This is a genomic window from Micromonospora endophytica, from assembly GCF_003236305.1.
Classification (GTDB): domain Bacteria; phylum Actinomycetota; class Actinomycetes; order Mycobacteriales; family Micromonosporaceae; genus Micromonospora; species Micromonospora endophytica.
The window spans coordinates 1-15,913 of the sequence record NZ_POTX01000139.1 but is presented as its reverse complement, the minus strand read 5'-3'; the positions used below and the strand labels follow the sequence as shown (position 1 = coordinate 15,913).

The following is a 15,913-nucleotide window of genomic DNA, read 5'->3' as shown; positions in this document are numbered from 1 at the left end:
CGACCGGCACCCCGCCCGCCCCGCCGGGCGGTTCGGACACCCTGGCCGAGGCCGCGAACCGGTTGGAGACGGTGATCGGCGAGGGTCTCGCCGACGGCGGCATCCGCGAGGACGTCGGCCTCGACCTGCGCAACGAGCTGCGCAATCTGACCCGGGCGGTGGCCGAGGGGGAAGGCGAGTTGGGTCCGGGAGTCGCGCGACTGCGCGAGAAGGTCTTCACTCGCCTCGGTGAGCAGGGACTCAGCCCGGCGTACGCCCGGGAGTTGGACGCGGCGATCGCCGCGCTCGGTGCCGCGCAGACCTGACCCCGCGCCGCTCTCAGGTCCGCGTGATGCGGGCCGGTTCCCGTGCCGCGCCATCCGGGGCCGCCGCGAGGAATCCCCGGTACACCGCCTCGTAGCCGGCTGCCATCCGTTCGACGCTGAAGGTCCGGGCCACGTGCGCCACACATTCCGCCGGGTCGAGAGCGGTCACCGCCTGCAGCGCCGCCGGCAGCTCGTCGGCATGGGTGCAGACCAGTCCGGTCACCCCCGGCCGGACGAGTTCCGGCACGGCTCCCCGGTCCAGTGCCACCACAGGTGTGCCGGTGGCCATCGCCTCCAGCATCACGATGCCGAACGGCTCCTCCCACTGGATCGGCATGATCAGGCAACGCGCCTCGATCAGCATCCGGAGCACCGCGGGGCGGTCGGCGTCGCGTACCACTGTGACGTCCGGGCCGAGCAGCGGACGTACCACCTCGTCGTAGTAGCGCCGCTCGGCGGGCTCGTTGCACTTGCCCGCGAGCACCAACGGCAGGCCCGCGGCGCGGCAGGCCCGGATGGCCAGGTCGGGGCCCTTGTCGGGGTGGAACCGGGCCAGCCAGAGCACCGGTCCGTCGCTGGGTTCGCTCTTGCGCGGAAAGGACTCCGTCTCCATCGCGTTGTGCACGGTGCCGACCCAGGGCAGTCGGGGGTTCAGCCGCCGCTGGGTGTGCGAGATGGCCACCAGACCGACGCCCCGGTCGGTGTCGCTGAGCACGGTGCCGTACTCCCCCACCGGGTTGCCGTGCACGGTGGCCACGGTGGGGACCTCGCGTCGCCCGGCGACCAGCGGACCCACCGTGCTGTGGTCGTGCACCAGATCGAAGTCGGCCGCGCTGAGCAGATGGTTCACCCGCGCCAGGTGGGCCAGTTCCGGCAGCGACTCGCCGAGTCGGTCGTACTGGAGGTCGTCGAGCGTGGGCAGGAACTCGGCGGCCGTGCCGTGGGCCTCACCGGCGCCCAGCAGGGTCACCGCGTGTCCCCTGTCGACCAGGGCGTCCACCAGGCCGGCCACCACCTGCTCCAGGCCCCCGTAGCCGGGCGGAGGCACCGACAGCCAGGGCGGCACCACCATCGCGATCCGCAATCGGTGCCGGCCCGGGACGCGGTTGTCGGGCACGAGTCCTCCCCGTCGGTCGCTGGCGTCACGGCACGAGGTCTTCACCGGCAAGGTTGCCGGCGCGGCGGGTGAGAGCGGTTCACCCGGGACGGGTGAACCGGGCCCGGACGAGAAGAGGGCGGCGGGCAGCGCGGCCAACCCCCTTGGCCGCGCCACCCGCCGCCCGGAGGGAGGCAGGTTCTTGGATTAGGACGCTTCGGCGAGCGTCACGGTTGCCGTCGTCTCGGCCCCATTTCGCTGGAAGGTCAACTCGACCTGGTCACCGACCTTGCCGGCCTGTACGGCACCGACGAGGTCGTTCGAGTCATTGATCACCTTGTCGCCGAAACGCGTGACCACGTCACCACGTTGCAGCCCGGCCCGTTCGGCGGCGCTGCCCGGGTTGACGTTGCTGATCACGGCACCGCCGTCCGGCGAGTCGTTCACGCCCACGCCGAGCGACGGGTGGCTGATCTTCTCGCCCCGCTGGAGCTTGTCCGCGACGTCCTTGGCCTTGTTGCTCGGGATGGCGAAGCCCACCCCGATGTTGCCGGTGACGCCCTGCCCCGCGGTGGCGATGGCGGTGTTGATGCCGATCACCTCACCCCGGGTGTTGACCAGGGCACCGCCGGAGTTGCCCGGGTTGATCGGCGCGTCGGTCTGGAGCAGTCCGGAGATCGAGCTGACCCCCTGGCTGGGCAGTTGCTGATCGCTGCTGGCCTTGATGGTGCGGTCCCGGGCGCTCAGGATGCCCGCGGTGACCGAACCCTGGAGCCCGAGCGGGCTACCCAGCGCGAGCACCTGGTCGCCGACCTGCATCGCGTCGCTGTCGCCGAAGGTGGCCGGCTTCAGGTCGCTCACGCCGCTGGCCTTCAACACGGCCAGGTCGGTCTTGGGGTCGGTGCCGCGGACCTCAGCCGTGGCGTTGGTGCCGTCGGCGAAGAACACCCGGACCGTGTCACCTTCCGCGCCGGCGATCACGTGGTTGTTGGTCAGCACGAAACCGTCCGCGGTGAGGACCACCCCGGAGCCCTCGCCGCTGCCGGTGCTGATCGACACCACGCTGTCCTGTACGGAAGCGGCGATGCGGGGCAGGTCGGCACCGTCGATGACCGGGGCGGCGGAGTAGGTGCGGGTGATCCCGCCACCGTCGCTGAGGGCCAGGGCCAGGCTCCCGCCCGCGACGCCGCTGCCGAGCATCAACGCGAACACCGCGACACCGGCACCGACGAACTTGGCGATCCGGCCCGGCCGCACCCCGCCCGAGGGCGTCGGCGACCACGGTGCCGGCTGTCCCGGATAACCGGACGGACTTCCCGGATAGCCCCCGGCGGATCCGCCCGGGTAGCCGGACGCGCCAGCCGGGTAGCCGGACGCGCCAGCCGGATAACCGGTGTGCTGCCCCGGGTGTCCGCCGCTGGGCTGGGTGCCTGGCCAACCGGACTGCTGCTGGGAGGGGTTCCAGGGGGCGCCGGGATACCGCGCGGCGCCACCGGGCTGGTACGGATACTGGCCGGCCGCTGCCCAGGCGGACTGCCCGGCCATCGGCGGCGTCGACGCGGGCGAGCCGGTGGTCGGCACGCCCGGCAGGGTCGGCTCACCGTCGGTGCCGGTGGGCCCGGACGGCGTCTCGACTGCGCGGACCGAGGTGGTCGGCGCATCGGCGGACGGAGCGTCCGCTGGAGTGGATGTGGAGTCGGACCGCGCATGCTCGGCGCGGAACAGCTCGGAGTGCGACGGCTCGGCGTCGGTGCTGGCCGGCCGACGCGGGTCGGACTCGTACTCGGTCATGTCCCTACCCTTCCCCATCGCACTGCGTTACGCCTTGGTGTGGCCTGAGGATTCGCTGAAAGTCACTGCTGGTCGGTGTCGGCGTCCGGAGCGAGCGGCAGCCGGACCCGGAAGGTGGCGCCCCCGCCCGGTGTCCCCGTCACCTCGACGGTGCCCTGGTGCACCGTCACCAGCGCGGCGACGATGGCCAGGCCCAGGCCGGTGCCGGTGTTTCCGCCCACCCGACGGGTACGCGAGGCGTCCGCCCGGTAGAAGCGTTCGAAGACCCGTTCCGCCTGGTCGGCGGTGAGCCCCGGGCCGGTGTCGGCCACCTCGATCACCGCCAGGTTGTCCGGTTCGCCGCGCAGCCGCAGCGTGACGGCCGCCTCCGGCGGGGTGTGCCGCAGCGCGTTGGTCATCAGGTTGCCGATCACCTGCCGCAGCCGTGCGTCGTCACCACGGACCACGAGCGGACCCGAGCCGGGTTCGATCTCCAACTCGATGCGCCGGTCCGGCGCCATCGCGCGGGCGGCCTGCACCGCGTCCGCGGCCAGCACCGGCAGCTCCACCGGGGCGAGCGAGAGCGGGCGTTCCCGATCGAGTCGGGCCAGCAGCAGCAGGTCCTCCACCAGCAGGCCCATCCGGGCGGCCTCGTCCTCGATCCGGCGCAGCAGGTCGGAGGTCTGCTCGGGGGTGCCGGCGGCACCCTGCCGGTACAGCTCGGCAAAGCCGCGGATGGTGGTCAGCGGGGTACGCAACTCGTGCGAGGCGTCCGCGACGAACTGTCGCATCCGCTCCTCGGAGCGGCGGGCGCGTGCTTCCGAGGCGCGCGCCGCCTCGGCGGCCTCACGGGCGGCGACCTCGGCGGACCGGGCTGCGGACTCCGAGGCCGCGCGGGCGGTGAAGGCCATCTCGATCTGGCTGAGCATCGCGTTCAGCGCGCGGGAGAGCCGTCCCAGCTCCGAGGTCGGGCAGGGTTCGCCGTCCTCCGGATCGGGCACCCGGCGGCTGAGGTCACCGCCGGCGATGGCGGCCGCGGTTCGCTCGATCTCCACCAGGGGTTTGAGGCTGGTCCGGACGATCGCCGCGCCGATCGAGGCGAGCAGGATCAGCACTGCCCCGCCCACCAGCACGTCGATCCAGACCAGCCGGGTGACCGCCCGGTCCACGTCGGTCAGGTGCTGGCCGACCGCCACCCACTGCCCGTTCGGCAGTTCGGTGTAGAGCATCCGCCACCGCACCGCGCTGCCCCGGGCGTGGGTGGGAAACGGCTCGCCGGCCCGCTGCGCGAAGCCGGCCGCGTCGTTGGGCCAGGGCGGCAGGTCGGCCTCGGTGAACCGGCGGGTGTCGTACGCGGCCTGCTGGACGTCGCCGGAGTTGGGGTTGGTGATCACCACCACGTAGTCGGTGGGTACGCTGCCGTCGGTGCTGAACACGAACGTGGCCCAGGGCCTCGCGTTCGACTCGTTCTCCAACTCCTTGACCACGCTGGTCAACTCCGCGTCCACCTGGTCGACCAGGTAGCTGCGGAGGAAGAACGTGGTCAGCGAGCTGATCACCAGGAGCGCGGCGGCGACCAGGGCGAGCACGGCCGCGACCAGCTTGACCCGCAGCGGCACCGCACGCAGACGCAGCTTGCCCTGTTGGAGGGCGTTCACGCCGCCGGCTTGCGCAGCACGTAGCCGACCCCGCGCAGGGTGTGGATCAGGCGCGGCTCGGTATTGTCGATCTTGCGCCGCAGGTAGGAGATGTACGACTCGACGATGTTGTCGTCGCCCCGGAAGTCGTAGTTCCACACGTGGTCGAGGATCTGCGCCTTCGACAGCACCCGGTTGGCGTTCAGCATCAGGTACCGCAGCAGTTTGAACTCGGTCGGCGAGAGCTGGACCCGCTGGCCGGCCCGGTACACCTCGTGAGTCTCCTCGTCCAGCTCCAGGTCGGCGAAGGTGAGCCGGGCGGGGGTCTGCTCGCCACTTGAGGTGCGGCGCAGCACCGCCCGGATCCGGGCGGTCAGCTCCTCCAGGCTGAACGGCTTCGTCACGTAGTCGTCGCCGCCCAGGGTGAGGCCGCGGATCTTGTCGTCGGTGGCGTCCCGCGCGGTGAGGAAGACCACCGGGGTACGCGTACCGCCCTCCCGCATCATCCGGATCACCTCGAAGCCGTCGAGGTCCGGCAGCATCACGTCGAGCACCACCAGGTCGGGCCGGTGGTCCCGGGCCGCGCTGAGCGCGGCTGAGCCGCTGGTGGCGGTGGCCACGTCGAAACCCGCGAATCGCAGGCTCGCGGAGAGCAGTTCGAGGATGTTGGGATCGTCCTCGACGACGAGCAGTCGCGCCTCGGTCTGGGTAGCGGCCATGCCGCCCATCATCCGCGCAATCGCTGCACCAGCGCTGGGCAGATCCTGGAAAAACCCTGTGAGCTGGGTCCGTAGTTCCCTGGTCGCCAAGACCCGCCGCACCGAACGCAGCAGGGTCTCGTCGCCGACGAAGGCCGGTGCGGTGGTCGGCACGCCACTCGCACCACACCGGTAGCCGACCCGCCCACGGCAGCCGGTGGTCGACCCGGCCTCGGGGTCCGCCGGGCCGACCTGGGAGGCTGACGGGCGGCACAGCGGAGAGGGGTCGATGACCATCGAGGCACGGCCCAACGGGCCGTCGGCAGGTGACGATCCTCGATCGGGTCGTACCTGGGGATGAGACGGCTCCTGCCTGCGACGGAGGGCGATCTCCGGAGCGCGCCCGATTGATTTGGTTGACCACTACCGTCACGCTGTGCAACGGCGCATCTCGCGCCACGGGAGGAGAATGATGTCCGACGGGCAGCCACGCCCCACCAATGACGCGCAGATCGTGGTCACCGGCCTGAGTAAGCAGTACCGCAACGTGCGCGCGGTCAACAACCTGTCGTTCACTGTCGAACCGGGCCGGGTCACCGGCTTCCTCGGTCCGAACGGCGCGGGCAAGACCACCACCCTGCGCATGTTGCTCAACCTGGTCACCCCGACGACCGGACAGGCCACCATCGGCGGTCGCCGGTACCCGGACCTGGCCGATCCACTGCGGCACGTCGGGGCGGTACTGGAGGCGTCCAGCGCGCACAAGGGTCGTACCGGGATCAACCACCTGCGGGTGATCTGCGCGGCGGCCGGCCTGCCCCGGCAGCGTGCCGACGAGGCGCTGGCCATGGTCGGGCTGACGCCTGCGGCGAAGCGCAAGTTCAAGGGTTACTCACTGGGCATGAAGCAGCGGCTCGGTATCGCCGCCGCGATGCTCGGTGACCCCCGGGTGCTCATCCTCGACGAGCCGGCCAACGGACTCGACCCGGAGGGCATCCGGTGGATGCGCGGGTTCCTCAAGGGCCTGGCCGCCGAGGGACGCACCGTCCTCGTCTCCAGTCACCTGCTGTCGGAGATGCAGCTGCTCGCCGACGACGTGGTGATCATCGCGGCCGGACAGCTGGTCCGGCAGGGACCTGTCGACCAGGTGATCGGGTCGATGGCGCAGGGTGTCCGGGTCCGGGTGCGTACCCCACAGGCGGAGGCGCTGACCAGGGCGCTGGCGGACGGGCCCGGCACGGTGGAGACCGACGAGCAGGGCATCCTGCTGATCGCCGGGGTGGACGCGCCGACGGTGGGCCGGGCGGCACTCGCGGCCGGGGTGGAGCTGCACGAGCTGACCACCGAACGACCCGACCTGGAACGCGTCTTCCTGGAACTGACGGCCGGAAAGGCGGGCATTCGATGAGCAACCTGGTCCGCTCCGAACTGCTCAAGATCCGTACGACCAGCACCTGGTGGTGGCTGGCCATCGGGGCGCTGCTCTCCATCGGCATGGCGTTCCCCTTCAACGCCTGGATGTTCGACTCCGCGGTGGGCGGCGGCGGCGACGAGTTCGGTGTCACCGGCGACGCGGCCTCCGCGCCGGCACAGGCGGCGAACCTCTACACCTCGGGGCAGTACCTCGGGCTGCTGTTCGTGATGCTCATCGGCATCCTGATGGTGACCAACGAGTTCTTCCACCAGACCGCGACCACGACCTTCCTGGCCACCCCGCGGCGTACCGCGGTGATCGTCAGCAAGCTCATCGCGGCCAGCCTGCTGGGCTTCGCGTTCTGGCTGGTCACCACCGTGATCGATCTCGCCGGTGGGGCCATCTTCCTGGCCCTGAACGACTACGGCACCCAGCTCGGTGAGTGGGACGTCCAGCGGGCGCTGCTGCTCAACCTGATGGCGTACGCCATCTGGACCGTGCTCGGCGTGGGCATCGGCACGTTGATCACCAACCAGCTCGGCGCGGTGATCACCGCCTCCGTGCTCTACCTGATCGGCACCCAGGTGGTGGGCCTGCTCTTCTTCGCGCTGGCCAGCTGGCTGGACAACATGGCGGTGCTCAAGTGGCAGGTGATCTGGCCGGCCGCCGCCTCCCAAATCATGATCACGCCAGGCGAGAACGAGATGCTGCCGGCCTGGTGGGTGGGCGCGCTCGTGCTGATCGGGTACGCGCTGGTGAGCGGCATCGTCGGCGTGTTGCTCACCCGACGCCGCGACATCTCCTGACGACGGCGACTGCGGCTCCGGCCGGGCGGATGTGATCGACGGGCGGGGCCCGGTTCACCGGTGACAACCGGCGAACCGGGCCCGTCGCCACATAGCAGCAAGCACTAGAACACGCAGCGCTTACAGAACTTCTGGCATCTTTTGTGAATCGGACCACGCGACGGAGGCGGAAATGCCGTCGGGTTCGGTACGGCGTAGCCTGGGATCCGTCCTGTGTGCGCCGGTACGGCCGCACTGGGCACCGCGTGACACACAAACCCGCGTGAAAGAGGCGATTACCGGCCGTGTCGACCCAGCAGACTTCGCAGGAGAACCCACTGGCGGGTTTCGGCCCGAACGAGTGGGTCGTCGAGGAGATGTACCAGCGCTACCTCGCCGACCCGAGCAGCGTCGACCCGGCCTGGCACGACTTCTTTGCCGACTACCGGCCCGGTCCGGGCACGGCCCGCGCGACCGAGGGCGACGGTGCCGGCAAGCCGGCCGAGTCGGCGCGTACCCGTTCCGCCCCGGCCAAGGGCGAGTCGGCGACCAAGCCTGAGCCCGCCACCAAGCCTGAGCCGGCGGCCAAGGCCGAGCCGGCGACCAGGCCCGAGCCGAAGGCCGGCACGGCCGCCCCCGCCAAGGCCGCGCCGGCGAAGGCCCAGCCCGCCAAGGGCGGCGAGCCGACCAAGGCCCGGCCGGCCCGGACCGAGTCCGCCAAGACCACGCCGACCGCGACCGGGGCGCAGACCACGCCGCTGCGCGGGGTGGCCGCCAAGATCGTCCAGAACATGGACGCCTCGCTGGCCGTGCCGACCGCGACCAGCGTGCGCGCGGTGCCGGCCAAGCTCCTGGTCGACAACCGGATCGTGATCAACAACCACCTCGCCCGGGGCCGGGGCGGCAAGGTGAGCTTCACCCACCTGATCGGTTACGCGCTGGTCCGGGCGCTCGCCGCGCACCCGGAGATGAACAACTCCTTCACCCAGGCCGACGGCAAGCCGGCGATGGTCCGCCCGGAACACGTCAACCTGGGCATCGCCATCGACCTGACCAAGCCCGACGGCAGCCGCAACCTGGTGGTCCCCTCCATCAAGGGCTGCGAGCAGATGGACTTCCGGCAGTTCTGGCAGGCGTACGAGGACGTCGTCCGGCGCGCCCGCCGCAACGAGCTGACCATGGAGGACTACTCCGGCACCACCATCTCGCTGACCAACCCGGGCGGCATCGGCACCGTGCACTCCATGCCCCGGCTGATGCAGGGCCAGAGCGCCATCATCGGCGTCGGCGCGATGGAGTACCCGGCGCCGTACCAGGGCATGAGCGAGGCCACCCTGGCCGAGCTGGCGGTCAGCAAGGTCATCACGCTGACCAGCACGTACGACCACCGGATCATCCAGGGCGCGCAGTCCGGCGAGTTCCTCAAGGCCATGCACGAGCTACTCCTGGGCGAGCACGGCTTCTACGACCAGATCTTCACCTCGCTGCGCATCCCGTACGAGCCGGTGCGGTGGATGCGCGACGTCGCTGTCGACAGCGAAGGTCAGATCAACAAGACCGCGCGGGTGCACGAGCTGATCCACTCGTACCGGGTCCGCGGCCACCTGATGGCCGACACCGACCCGCTGGAGTTCAAGATCCGCAAGCACCCGGACCTGGACGTGCTCCAGCACGGGCTGACGCTGTGGGACCTGGACCGCACCTTCCCGGTGAACGGCTTCGCCGGCAAGCAGCGGATGAAGCTCCGCTCGATCCTGGGCGTGCTGCGGGACTCGTACTGCCGTCGGGTCGGCATCGAGTACATGCACATCCAGGACCCGGTCGAACGCCGCTGGATCCAGGAGCGGGTCGAGCGCAAGTACGAAAAGCCGCCGGCCGACGAGCAGAAGCACGTGCTCAACCGGCTCAACGCGGCCGAGGCGTTCGAGACCTTCCTCCAGACCAAGTACGTCGGCCAGAAGCGCTTCTCGCTGGAGGGTGGCGAGTCGCTGATCCCGCTCCTCGGTGAGGTGCTGGAATCGGCCGCCGAGGGTGGACTGGACGAGGTCGTCATCGGCATGGCGCACCGGGGCCGGCTCAACGTGCTGGCCAACATCGTGGGCAAGCCGTACGAGAAGATCTTCTCGGAGTTCGAGGGGCACCTGGACCCGCGTTCCACCCAGGGCTCCGGCGACGTGAAGTACCACCTCGGCCAGAACGGCAAGTTCACCACGCCCGACGGTGACCACTCGGTGAAGGTCTCGGTGGTGGCGAACCCGTCCCACCTGGAGGCCGTCGACCCGGTGCTGGAGGGGATCGTGCGGGCCAAGCAGGACCGCATCGACCTCAAGCTGGAGGGCTACACCGTGCTGCCGCTGTCGGTGCACGGCGACGCCGCCTTCGCCGGCCAGGGCGTGGTGGCCGAGACCCTCAACCTCTCCCAGCTGCGCGGCTACCGCACCGGCGGGACCGTGCACGTGGTGGTCAACAACCAGGTCGGCTTCACCACCGCCCCGGAACACAGCCGCTCCAGCCTCTACAGCACCGACGTGGCCCGGATGATCCAGGCGCCGATCTTCCACGTCAACGGTGACGACCCGGAGGCCGTGGTGCGGGTCGCCCGGCTGGCCTTCGAGTACCGGCAGACCTTCAACAAGGACGTCGTGATCGACCTGGTCTGCTACCGGCGGCGTGGGCACAACGAGGGCGACGACCCGTCGATGTCCAACCCCCAGATGTACAAGATCATTGACTCGAAGCGGTCGGTCCGCAAGCTCTACACCGAGGAGCTGATCGGGCGGGGCGACATCACCGTCGAGGACGCCGAGGAACTGCTGCGCGACTACCAGGCCCAGTTGGAACGGGTGTTCAAGGCCACCCGGGACGCGGCCAGCACGCCGCGCCAGCTGAGCCGGCCGCCCCGGCAGGACGAGCCCGAGCCGCAGGTGGAGACGGCGACCAGCGCGGCGGTGGTCAAGGCCGTCGGCGAGGCGCACGTCAACCTGCCGGAGGGCTTCACCCCGCACAAGCGGATCCAGCAGTTGCTCGACCGGCGGGCCCGGATGGCCGTGGAAGGCAACATCGACTGGGGCTTCGGCGAGATCATCGCCTTCGGCGCGCTGCTGCACGACGGGGTCACCGTCCGGCTCGCCGGGCAGGACTCCCGCCGCGGCACCTTCGTCCAGCGGCACGCCTCGGTCGTCGACGCCCAGACCGGCGAGGACTACCTGCCGTTGCAGTCGCTCACCGGCGACGGCGAGCGGTCCCGCTTCTTCGTGCACGACTCGCTGCTCTCCGAGTACGCCGCGATGGGCTTCGAGTACGGCTACTCGGTGGAGAACCTCGACGCGCTGGTCTGCTGGGAGGCCCAGTTCGGCGACTTCGTCAACGGTGCGCAGTCGGTGATCGACGAGTTCATCTCCTCCGGCGAGGTGAAGTGGGGTCAGCGCTCGGCGGTCACCCTGCTGCTGCCGCACGGCCACGAGGGACAGGGTCCGGACCACACCTCCGGCCGCCCGGAGCGGTTCCTCCAGCTCTGCGCCGAGGACAACATGCGGGTGGCCATCCCGACCACCCCGGCGAACTACTTCCACCTGCTGCGCCGCCAGGCGCTCTCGCCCAAGCGCAAGCCGCTGGTGGTGTTCACGCCGAAGTCCCTGCTGCGGCACAAGCTCTGTGTCTCGTCGGTGGAGGACTTCACCACCGGCACCTTCTCGCCGGTGCTCGGCGACGGAGCCCCGCCGGCTCCGGAGCAGGTCAAGCGGGTGCTGCTCTGCTCGGGCAAGGTCTACTACGACCTGTTCCAGGCCCGGCAGGAGCGCGGCGTCACCGACACCGCGATCATCCGGCTGGAGCAGCTCTACCCGATGCCGGTGGAGGAGATCCGGGCCGCGCTCGCGCAGTACCCGAACGCGGAGGACTTCGCCTGGGTGCAGGAGGAGCCGGCCAACCAGGGCTCCTGGTCGTTCGTGGCGCTCAACCTGCTGGAGCACCTCGACGGGGTCCGGCTGCGCCGCATCTCCCGCCCGGCCGCCGCCGCCCCGGCGGTCGGCTCGGCCAAAATGCACGAGGTCGAGCAGAAGACCCTGCTCGACGCGGCGCTGCCCCGCCCGTAACCGGTAACCTTCCCGCCCGCCGCCCCGCCCTACCGGTGGGGCGGCGGGCGGATTCATGGAGAGCGAGAGGACACCGCGTTGTACTTCACCGATCGCGGCATCGAAGAGCTTGTCGAGCGACGGGGCGACGAGCAGGTGAGCGTGGAGTGGCTCAGCGAGCGACTGCGCGACTTCGTCGACCTGAACCCGGAGTTCGAGACCCCGATCGAGCGCTTCGCCACCTGGCTCGCCCGCCTCGACGACCCCGACGACGAGTAGGCTCGCCGCACCGCCAGCCACCCGTTAAGCGCCTGGTCGAACTTCCTGTCGCTACCCGGGGGGGCTGACATCAGGGTGTCGCTGCCCTGCTGGCACTGCCCCGGCCCAGGGCGGATGTAGGCGAGTGCGCGCCTATCGACCTGAGAGCACAAGCGGGTCACGGCAAGCGGGCCAGGGACGGCGACCGGTCCGGGGGTGGTGGCTGCGCCGGGGTGGCGGTGATCCGCACCGAGGCGATGGCGTGAACGGTTCAGCTCGATAGCACGAGTAAAGACAGGTCAGGGAGCCGACCGGATCATCACCGGCAGGATCTTCGGCAACCTGCTTAGAGGGACTGCGCTGCCCCCTCCTCTGCACTTGCCCCTCCTTGCGACCACCACACAGGTGAACACCTGTTTTCGTGCCACCTGACACCGCGGCGGCTCCGGGGCGGAGCCGTCTCGGTGGGCGTTTCCGAGGCCGAATGGCCTCGTGGGCCCGGTCTGCCGGAGCCCGCCCACCAGGTACGGTGACCGCCATGCCGCGCAGTTCCCGCAGCTCCATCCTGGCGGTGGGGCTCGCGCTCACCGTCCTGCTCTCCGCGTGTGGCACCGACGCAGCCGGGCAGCCACCGACCGAGACCGTCAGCGCCGACCGCTCGCCGGCCCCGCTGCCGCCCGTCTTCTACGTCGACCCGCGTGGCGCGGCCGGGTGGCAGGTGACCGAGTGGGAACGGGAGGGGCGGATCGAGGAAGCCGCCGCGCTGCGCCGGATCAGCACCCGCCCGACCGCCCGTTGGCTGGTCGGCGACTCCGAGGCGGTCACCGACGAGGTGTCGGAGTTCCTGGCCGGGGCCAGCCGCTCCGGCCAGACCCCGGTGCTTGTCACGCACAATCTGCCAGGGCGCGACTGCGGGCGGCAGGGCACGGGCGGCGCCGAGTCGGCCGAGGCGTACCAGGACTGGATCCGGCGCGTCGCCAGCGGGGTGCGGGGGCGCCCGGTCACCATCATCGTCGAACCGGGCGCGGTCCCGGACGCGGTGGACCGGTGCGTCGACGACGTCGACGAACGCCTCGGCCTGTTGCGGGACGCGGTGGCGGTGCTCGCCAGCACCGGCAGCGCCCGGGTCTACCTGGACGCCGGCCACCCGGCCTGGGTCAAGGACACCGCCCGGTTGGCGGCAGCCCTGGGCCAGGCCGGGGTCGCCGAGGCAGACGGCTTCGCGCTCAACGTGGCCAACTTCATCGACACGCCGCGGAACGTGGCCTACGGCCACCAGATCTCCGACGCCCTCGACGGTACGACCACGTTCGTCCTCGACACCAGCCGCAACGGCCGGGGCCCCTACCCGGGTAGGACGGTCCGCTCCGCGCCGAGCTGGTGCAACCCGCCGGGGCGGGCGCTCGGCGCGGAGCCCACCACCGACACCGGCCTGGACCGGGTCGACGCGCTGCTCTGGATCAAATATCCGGGCGAGTCCGACGGTGCCTGCCGCCCCGGTGAGCCGGAGAGCGGCGTCTGGTGGCCGGAGTACGCCGTCGGCCTCGCCAACCGCGCCGACTGACGGCCACCCCGGCGACCTGGGATCAGAAGCGCACCTGCCGGGGGGAGGCGGCTTCGGCCGGTAGCGGCAGCGGACGGGGCGCGCCTGCCGTCCCCGCCGGCTCCAGGCCGGTGCGCTTGAGCTTCTGCCAGCCCAGCCGTCCCCCGGTCAGCGCGGTGACCACCGACTGGAGCAGCACCAGATACATCAGCTGGCGATAGACGAACTGCTGCAACGGCAGCACCCAGAGGACGCCGAGTTTCTCCTTGTCGAGGCGGAAGGCCACGATCGCGGTGAGGAACTGCAAACCCAGCATGGCCGCCCAGGCGACCACTGTCGCGGTCCGGTCCAGGAAGATCAGGCCGAAGACGGCGAGCAGGTCGATGACCGGCGCGGCCAGCGGCAGCAGCACCCCGAACAGGGTCAGGAAGGCCAGGCAGCGGCGGCTGAACCGGCCGGAGGCACCCTTGTCGAGCACCCCGCGGCGGTGCTTCCACATCGCCTGCATGGTGCCGTAACTCCACCGGTACCGCTGCTTCCACAGCTGCCCGATGCTGCTCGGCGCCTCGGTCCAGGCGCGGGCGCTGTCCTCGTACACCACCTTCCAGCCGGCCCGGCCCAGGGCCATGGTGACGTCGGTGTCCTCGGCCAGGGTGTCGTCGGTCATCCCGCCGGCGTACTCCAGGGCCTTGCGGCGGAACGCGCCGATCGCGCCGGGAATGGTGGGCATGCACCGCAGCGTCTCGTAGAGCCGACGGTCGAGGTTGAAGCCGATGACGTACTCGATGTGCTGCCACTTGGCGATCATGCTGCGCCGGTTGCCCACCTTGACGTTGCCGGCGACCGCGCCCACCCGCGGGTCGCCGAAGGGCTGCACCAGGCGACGGACCGCGTCGGGCTCGAAGATGGTGTCCCCGTCGACCATCACGATCAGGTCGTGCCGGGCCAGGGCGACACCGGTGTTCAGCGCGCTCGGCTTGCCACCGTTGGGCTTGCGCACGACCCGCACGTTCGGCAGGCCGAGCCCGGCGGCGATGTCGGCGGTGCCGTCGGTCGACCCGTCGTCGACCACCACCACCTCAATGCCGCCGGGATGGTCGCCCGCCGCGAGCGAGCGGACCGCCGCCGCGATCCCCTCCTTCTCGTTGTACGCGGGCACGATCACCGAGACCGGTTCGGTGACCGGCGGTCCCCAGGCGAAGTCCGGGCGGCGTCGTTTGCGGGCGTGCCGCAGTGCCAGCACGAACATCAGCACGGTACGGCCGATGGTGAGCACCCCGACCACGACGAAGAGCGCTCCGAAGACGATGAAGGTGCCGTCGGCGGCCCGGACCGCCATGATCAGCATCTGGCCGCGCCAACGCTCGCTCGCCGTCGCCTCGGTCGGGCCGGCCGTGGCCCCGGTGACACCGGCCTCCGCCAGTGCCCGGTTCAGCCCGCCGCTGACCGTGGTGAAGGTGTATCCCCGTTCCTTCATCAACGGGATGTACCGGTCCAGCGCCTCGATGGTCTGTGAACGGTCACCGCCGGAGTCGTGCCAGAGGGTGATCGCGCCGGCGTAACCGGCCGGGATGCTCCGCTCGACCATGCCGTCCGCGCCCTGCCGCTCCCAGTCCCGGCTGTCCAGGTCGTTGACCACGGTGAGGTAGCCCAGCTCACCAGCCTGTTGCAGCAGCGGCCAGTCCTGGTCGAGGAAGGCGTCCGCCCGGGAGGAGTACGGAAACCGCACCAGGTTTGTCCGGGACCCGGTGGCCCCGGCGATCACCAGTTGCGTCTGGGTGTACTCCATCCGCCGCTGCCAACCGGGGAGTTCGGCGAGGTACGGGTGGGTGAAGGTGTGCACGCCGAGTTCGTGCCCCTTGGCGTCCAGCTCACGGACCAGGTCGGGGTAGCGCACCACCTGGCTGCCGAGCACGAAGAAGGTCCCCGGCACCTGGTGCTTCTCCAGCACCTCCAGGACGGCGGGGGTCCAGATCGGGTCCGGGCCGTCGTCGAAGGTGAGCACGACAGTCCGGGCTGGCAGGCTGTACGACTGCGGGCGTTCGGCTGTGGTGTTGACGATCGGGCCGCCCTTGCGGATCTCCTCGGGCACGTCGTCCTGACCGCTGCCGGAGGTCGTCTCCGACCGGTAGTCGGGGATGAACGCACCGCTGGCGTACGCCTGGACGAAGAGGATGCCGCCGAGCACCACGAAGACGGCCGCGTAGACCGCCCAACTCGGGCGGGGGACGAGTCGACGGGCTCGGGCAGCCAGGTGGTGCGCTACCCCGACCTGGTCCGTGAGCTGGACGCCAAGGGGCACGAACTCGGCGTGCACAACTTCAACCACCCGTA

Annotated in this window: 10 protein-coding genes and 1 pseudogene; 6 read left to right on the top strand and 5 right to left on the bottom strand. The window is 70.7% G+C overall.

Going from position 1 to position 15,913, the window contains the following annotated elements; all coding sequences use genetic code 11:
* A pseudogene (locus C1I93_RS19335) lies at nucleotides 1-305 on the top strand (serine/threonine-protein kinase); the annotation flags it as partial.
* Nucleotides 306-318: 13 nt separating this feature from the next.
* Here the strand turns inward: C1I93_RS19335 and C1I93_RS19330 are convergent.
* From C1I93_RS19330 to C1I93_RS19315, 4 genes are all read right to left on the bottom strand, one after another.
* Nucleotides 319-1,377, bottom strand: coding sequence for a glycosyltransferase family 4 protein (locus C1I93_RS19330; protein WP_111244708.1), 1,059 nt, complete (start codon nucleotides 1,375-1,377; stop codon nucleotides 319-321).
* A 231-nt stretch (nucleotides 1,378-1,608) separates the two neighbouring features.
* On the bottom strand, nucleotides 1,609-3,192 hold the full coding sequence (locus tag C1I93_RS19325; RefSeq protein WP_111244703.1) for a S1C family serine protease: 1,584 nt from the start codon (nucleotides 3,190-3,192) through the stop codon (nucleotides 1,609-1,611).
* A 62-nt stretch (nucleotides 3,193-3,254) separates the two neighbouring features.
* Nucleotides 3,255-4,829, bottom strand: coding sequence for a HAMP domain-containing sensor histidine kinase (locus C1I93_RS19320; RefSeq protein WP_111244702.1), 1,575 nt, complete (start codon nucleotides 4,827-4,829; stop codon nucleotides 3,255-3,257).
* Nucleotides 4,826-5,527, bottom strand: coding sequence for a response regulator transcription factor (locus tag C1I93_RS19315; RefSeq protein ID WP_111244707.1), 702 nt, complete (start codon nucleotides 5,525-5,527; stop codon nucleotides 4,826-4,828). Before C1I93_RS19315 ends, C1I93_RS19320 begins: the two co-directional genes overlap by 4 nt.
* Nucleotides 5,528-5,978: 451 nt before the next feature.
* On the opposite strand from C1I93_RS19315, the gene C1I93_RS19310 reads away from it, so the two are divergent.
* From C1I93_RS19310 to C1I93_RS19290, 5 genes are all read left to right on the top strand, one after another.
* Entirely contained in the window at nucleotides 5,979-6,914 is a 936-nt protein-coding gene (locus C1I93_RS19310) for an ABC transporter ATP-binding protein (protein ID WP_111244706.1), read from the top strand.
* A complete protein-coding gene (locus C1I93_RS19305) occupies nucleotides 6,911-7,726 on the top strand; it encodes an ABC transporter permease (RefSeq protein WP_111244701.1) in 816 nt (271 codons plus the stop codon). The genes C1I93_RS19310 and C1I93_RS19305 overlap by 4 nt, the downstream gene beginning before the upstream one ends.
* A gap of 284 nt (nucleotides 7,727-8,010) precedes the next feature.
* Entirely contained in the window at nucleotides 8,011-11,799 is a 3,789-nt protein-coding gene (locus C1I93_RS19300) for a multifunctional oxoglutarate decarboxylase/oxoglutarate dehydrogenase thiamine pyrophosphate-binding subunit/dihydrolipoyllysine-residue succinyltransferase subunit (protein WP_111244700.1), read from the top strand.
* Between the two features lie 78 nt (nucleotides 11,800-11,877).
* Entirely contained in the window at nucleotides 11,878-12,057 is a 180-nt protein-coding gene (locus tag C1I93_RS19295) for a DUF6104 family protein (RefSeq protein WP_111244699.1), read from the top strand.
* Between the two features lie 517 nt (nucleotides 12,058-12,574).
* Nucleotides 12,575-13,600: a glycoside hydrolase family 6 protein gene (locus tag C1I93_RS19290; RefSeq protein ID WP_111244705.1), complete on the top strand. Its 1,026-nt coding sequence runs from the start codon at nucleotides 12,575-12,577 to the stop codon at nucleotides 13,598-13,600.
* Nucleotides 13,601-13,622: 22 nt separating this feature from the next.
* On the opposite strand, the gene C1I93_RS19285 is transcribed toward C1I93_RS19290, so the two are convergent.
* Nucleotides 13,623-15,908, bottom strand: coding sequence for a bifunctional polysaccharide deacetylase/glycosyltransferase family 2 protein (locus tag C1I93_RS19285; RefSeq protein ID WP_498070719.1), 2,286 nt, complete (start codon nucleotides 15,906-15,908; stop codon nucleotides 13,623-13,625).
* Between the last annotated feature and the right edge of the window lie 5 nt (nucleotides 15,909-15,913).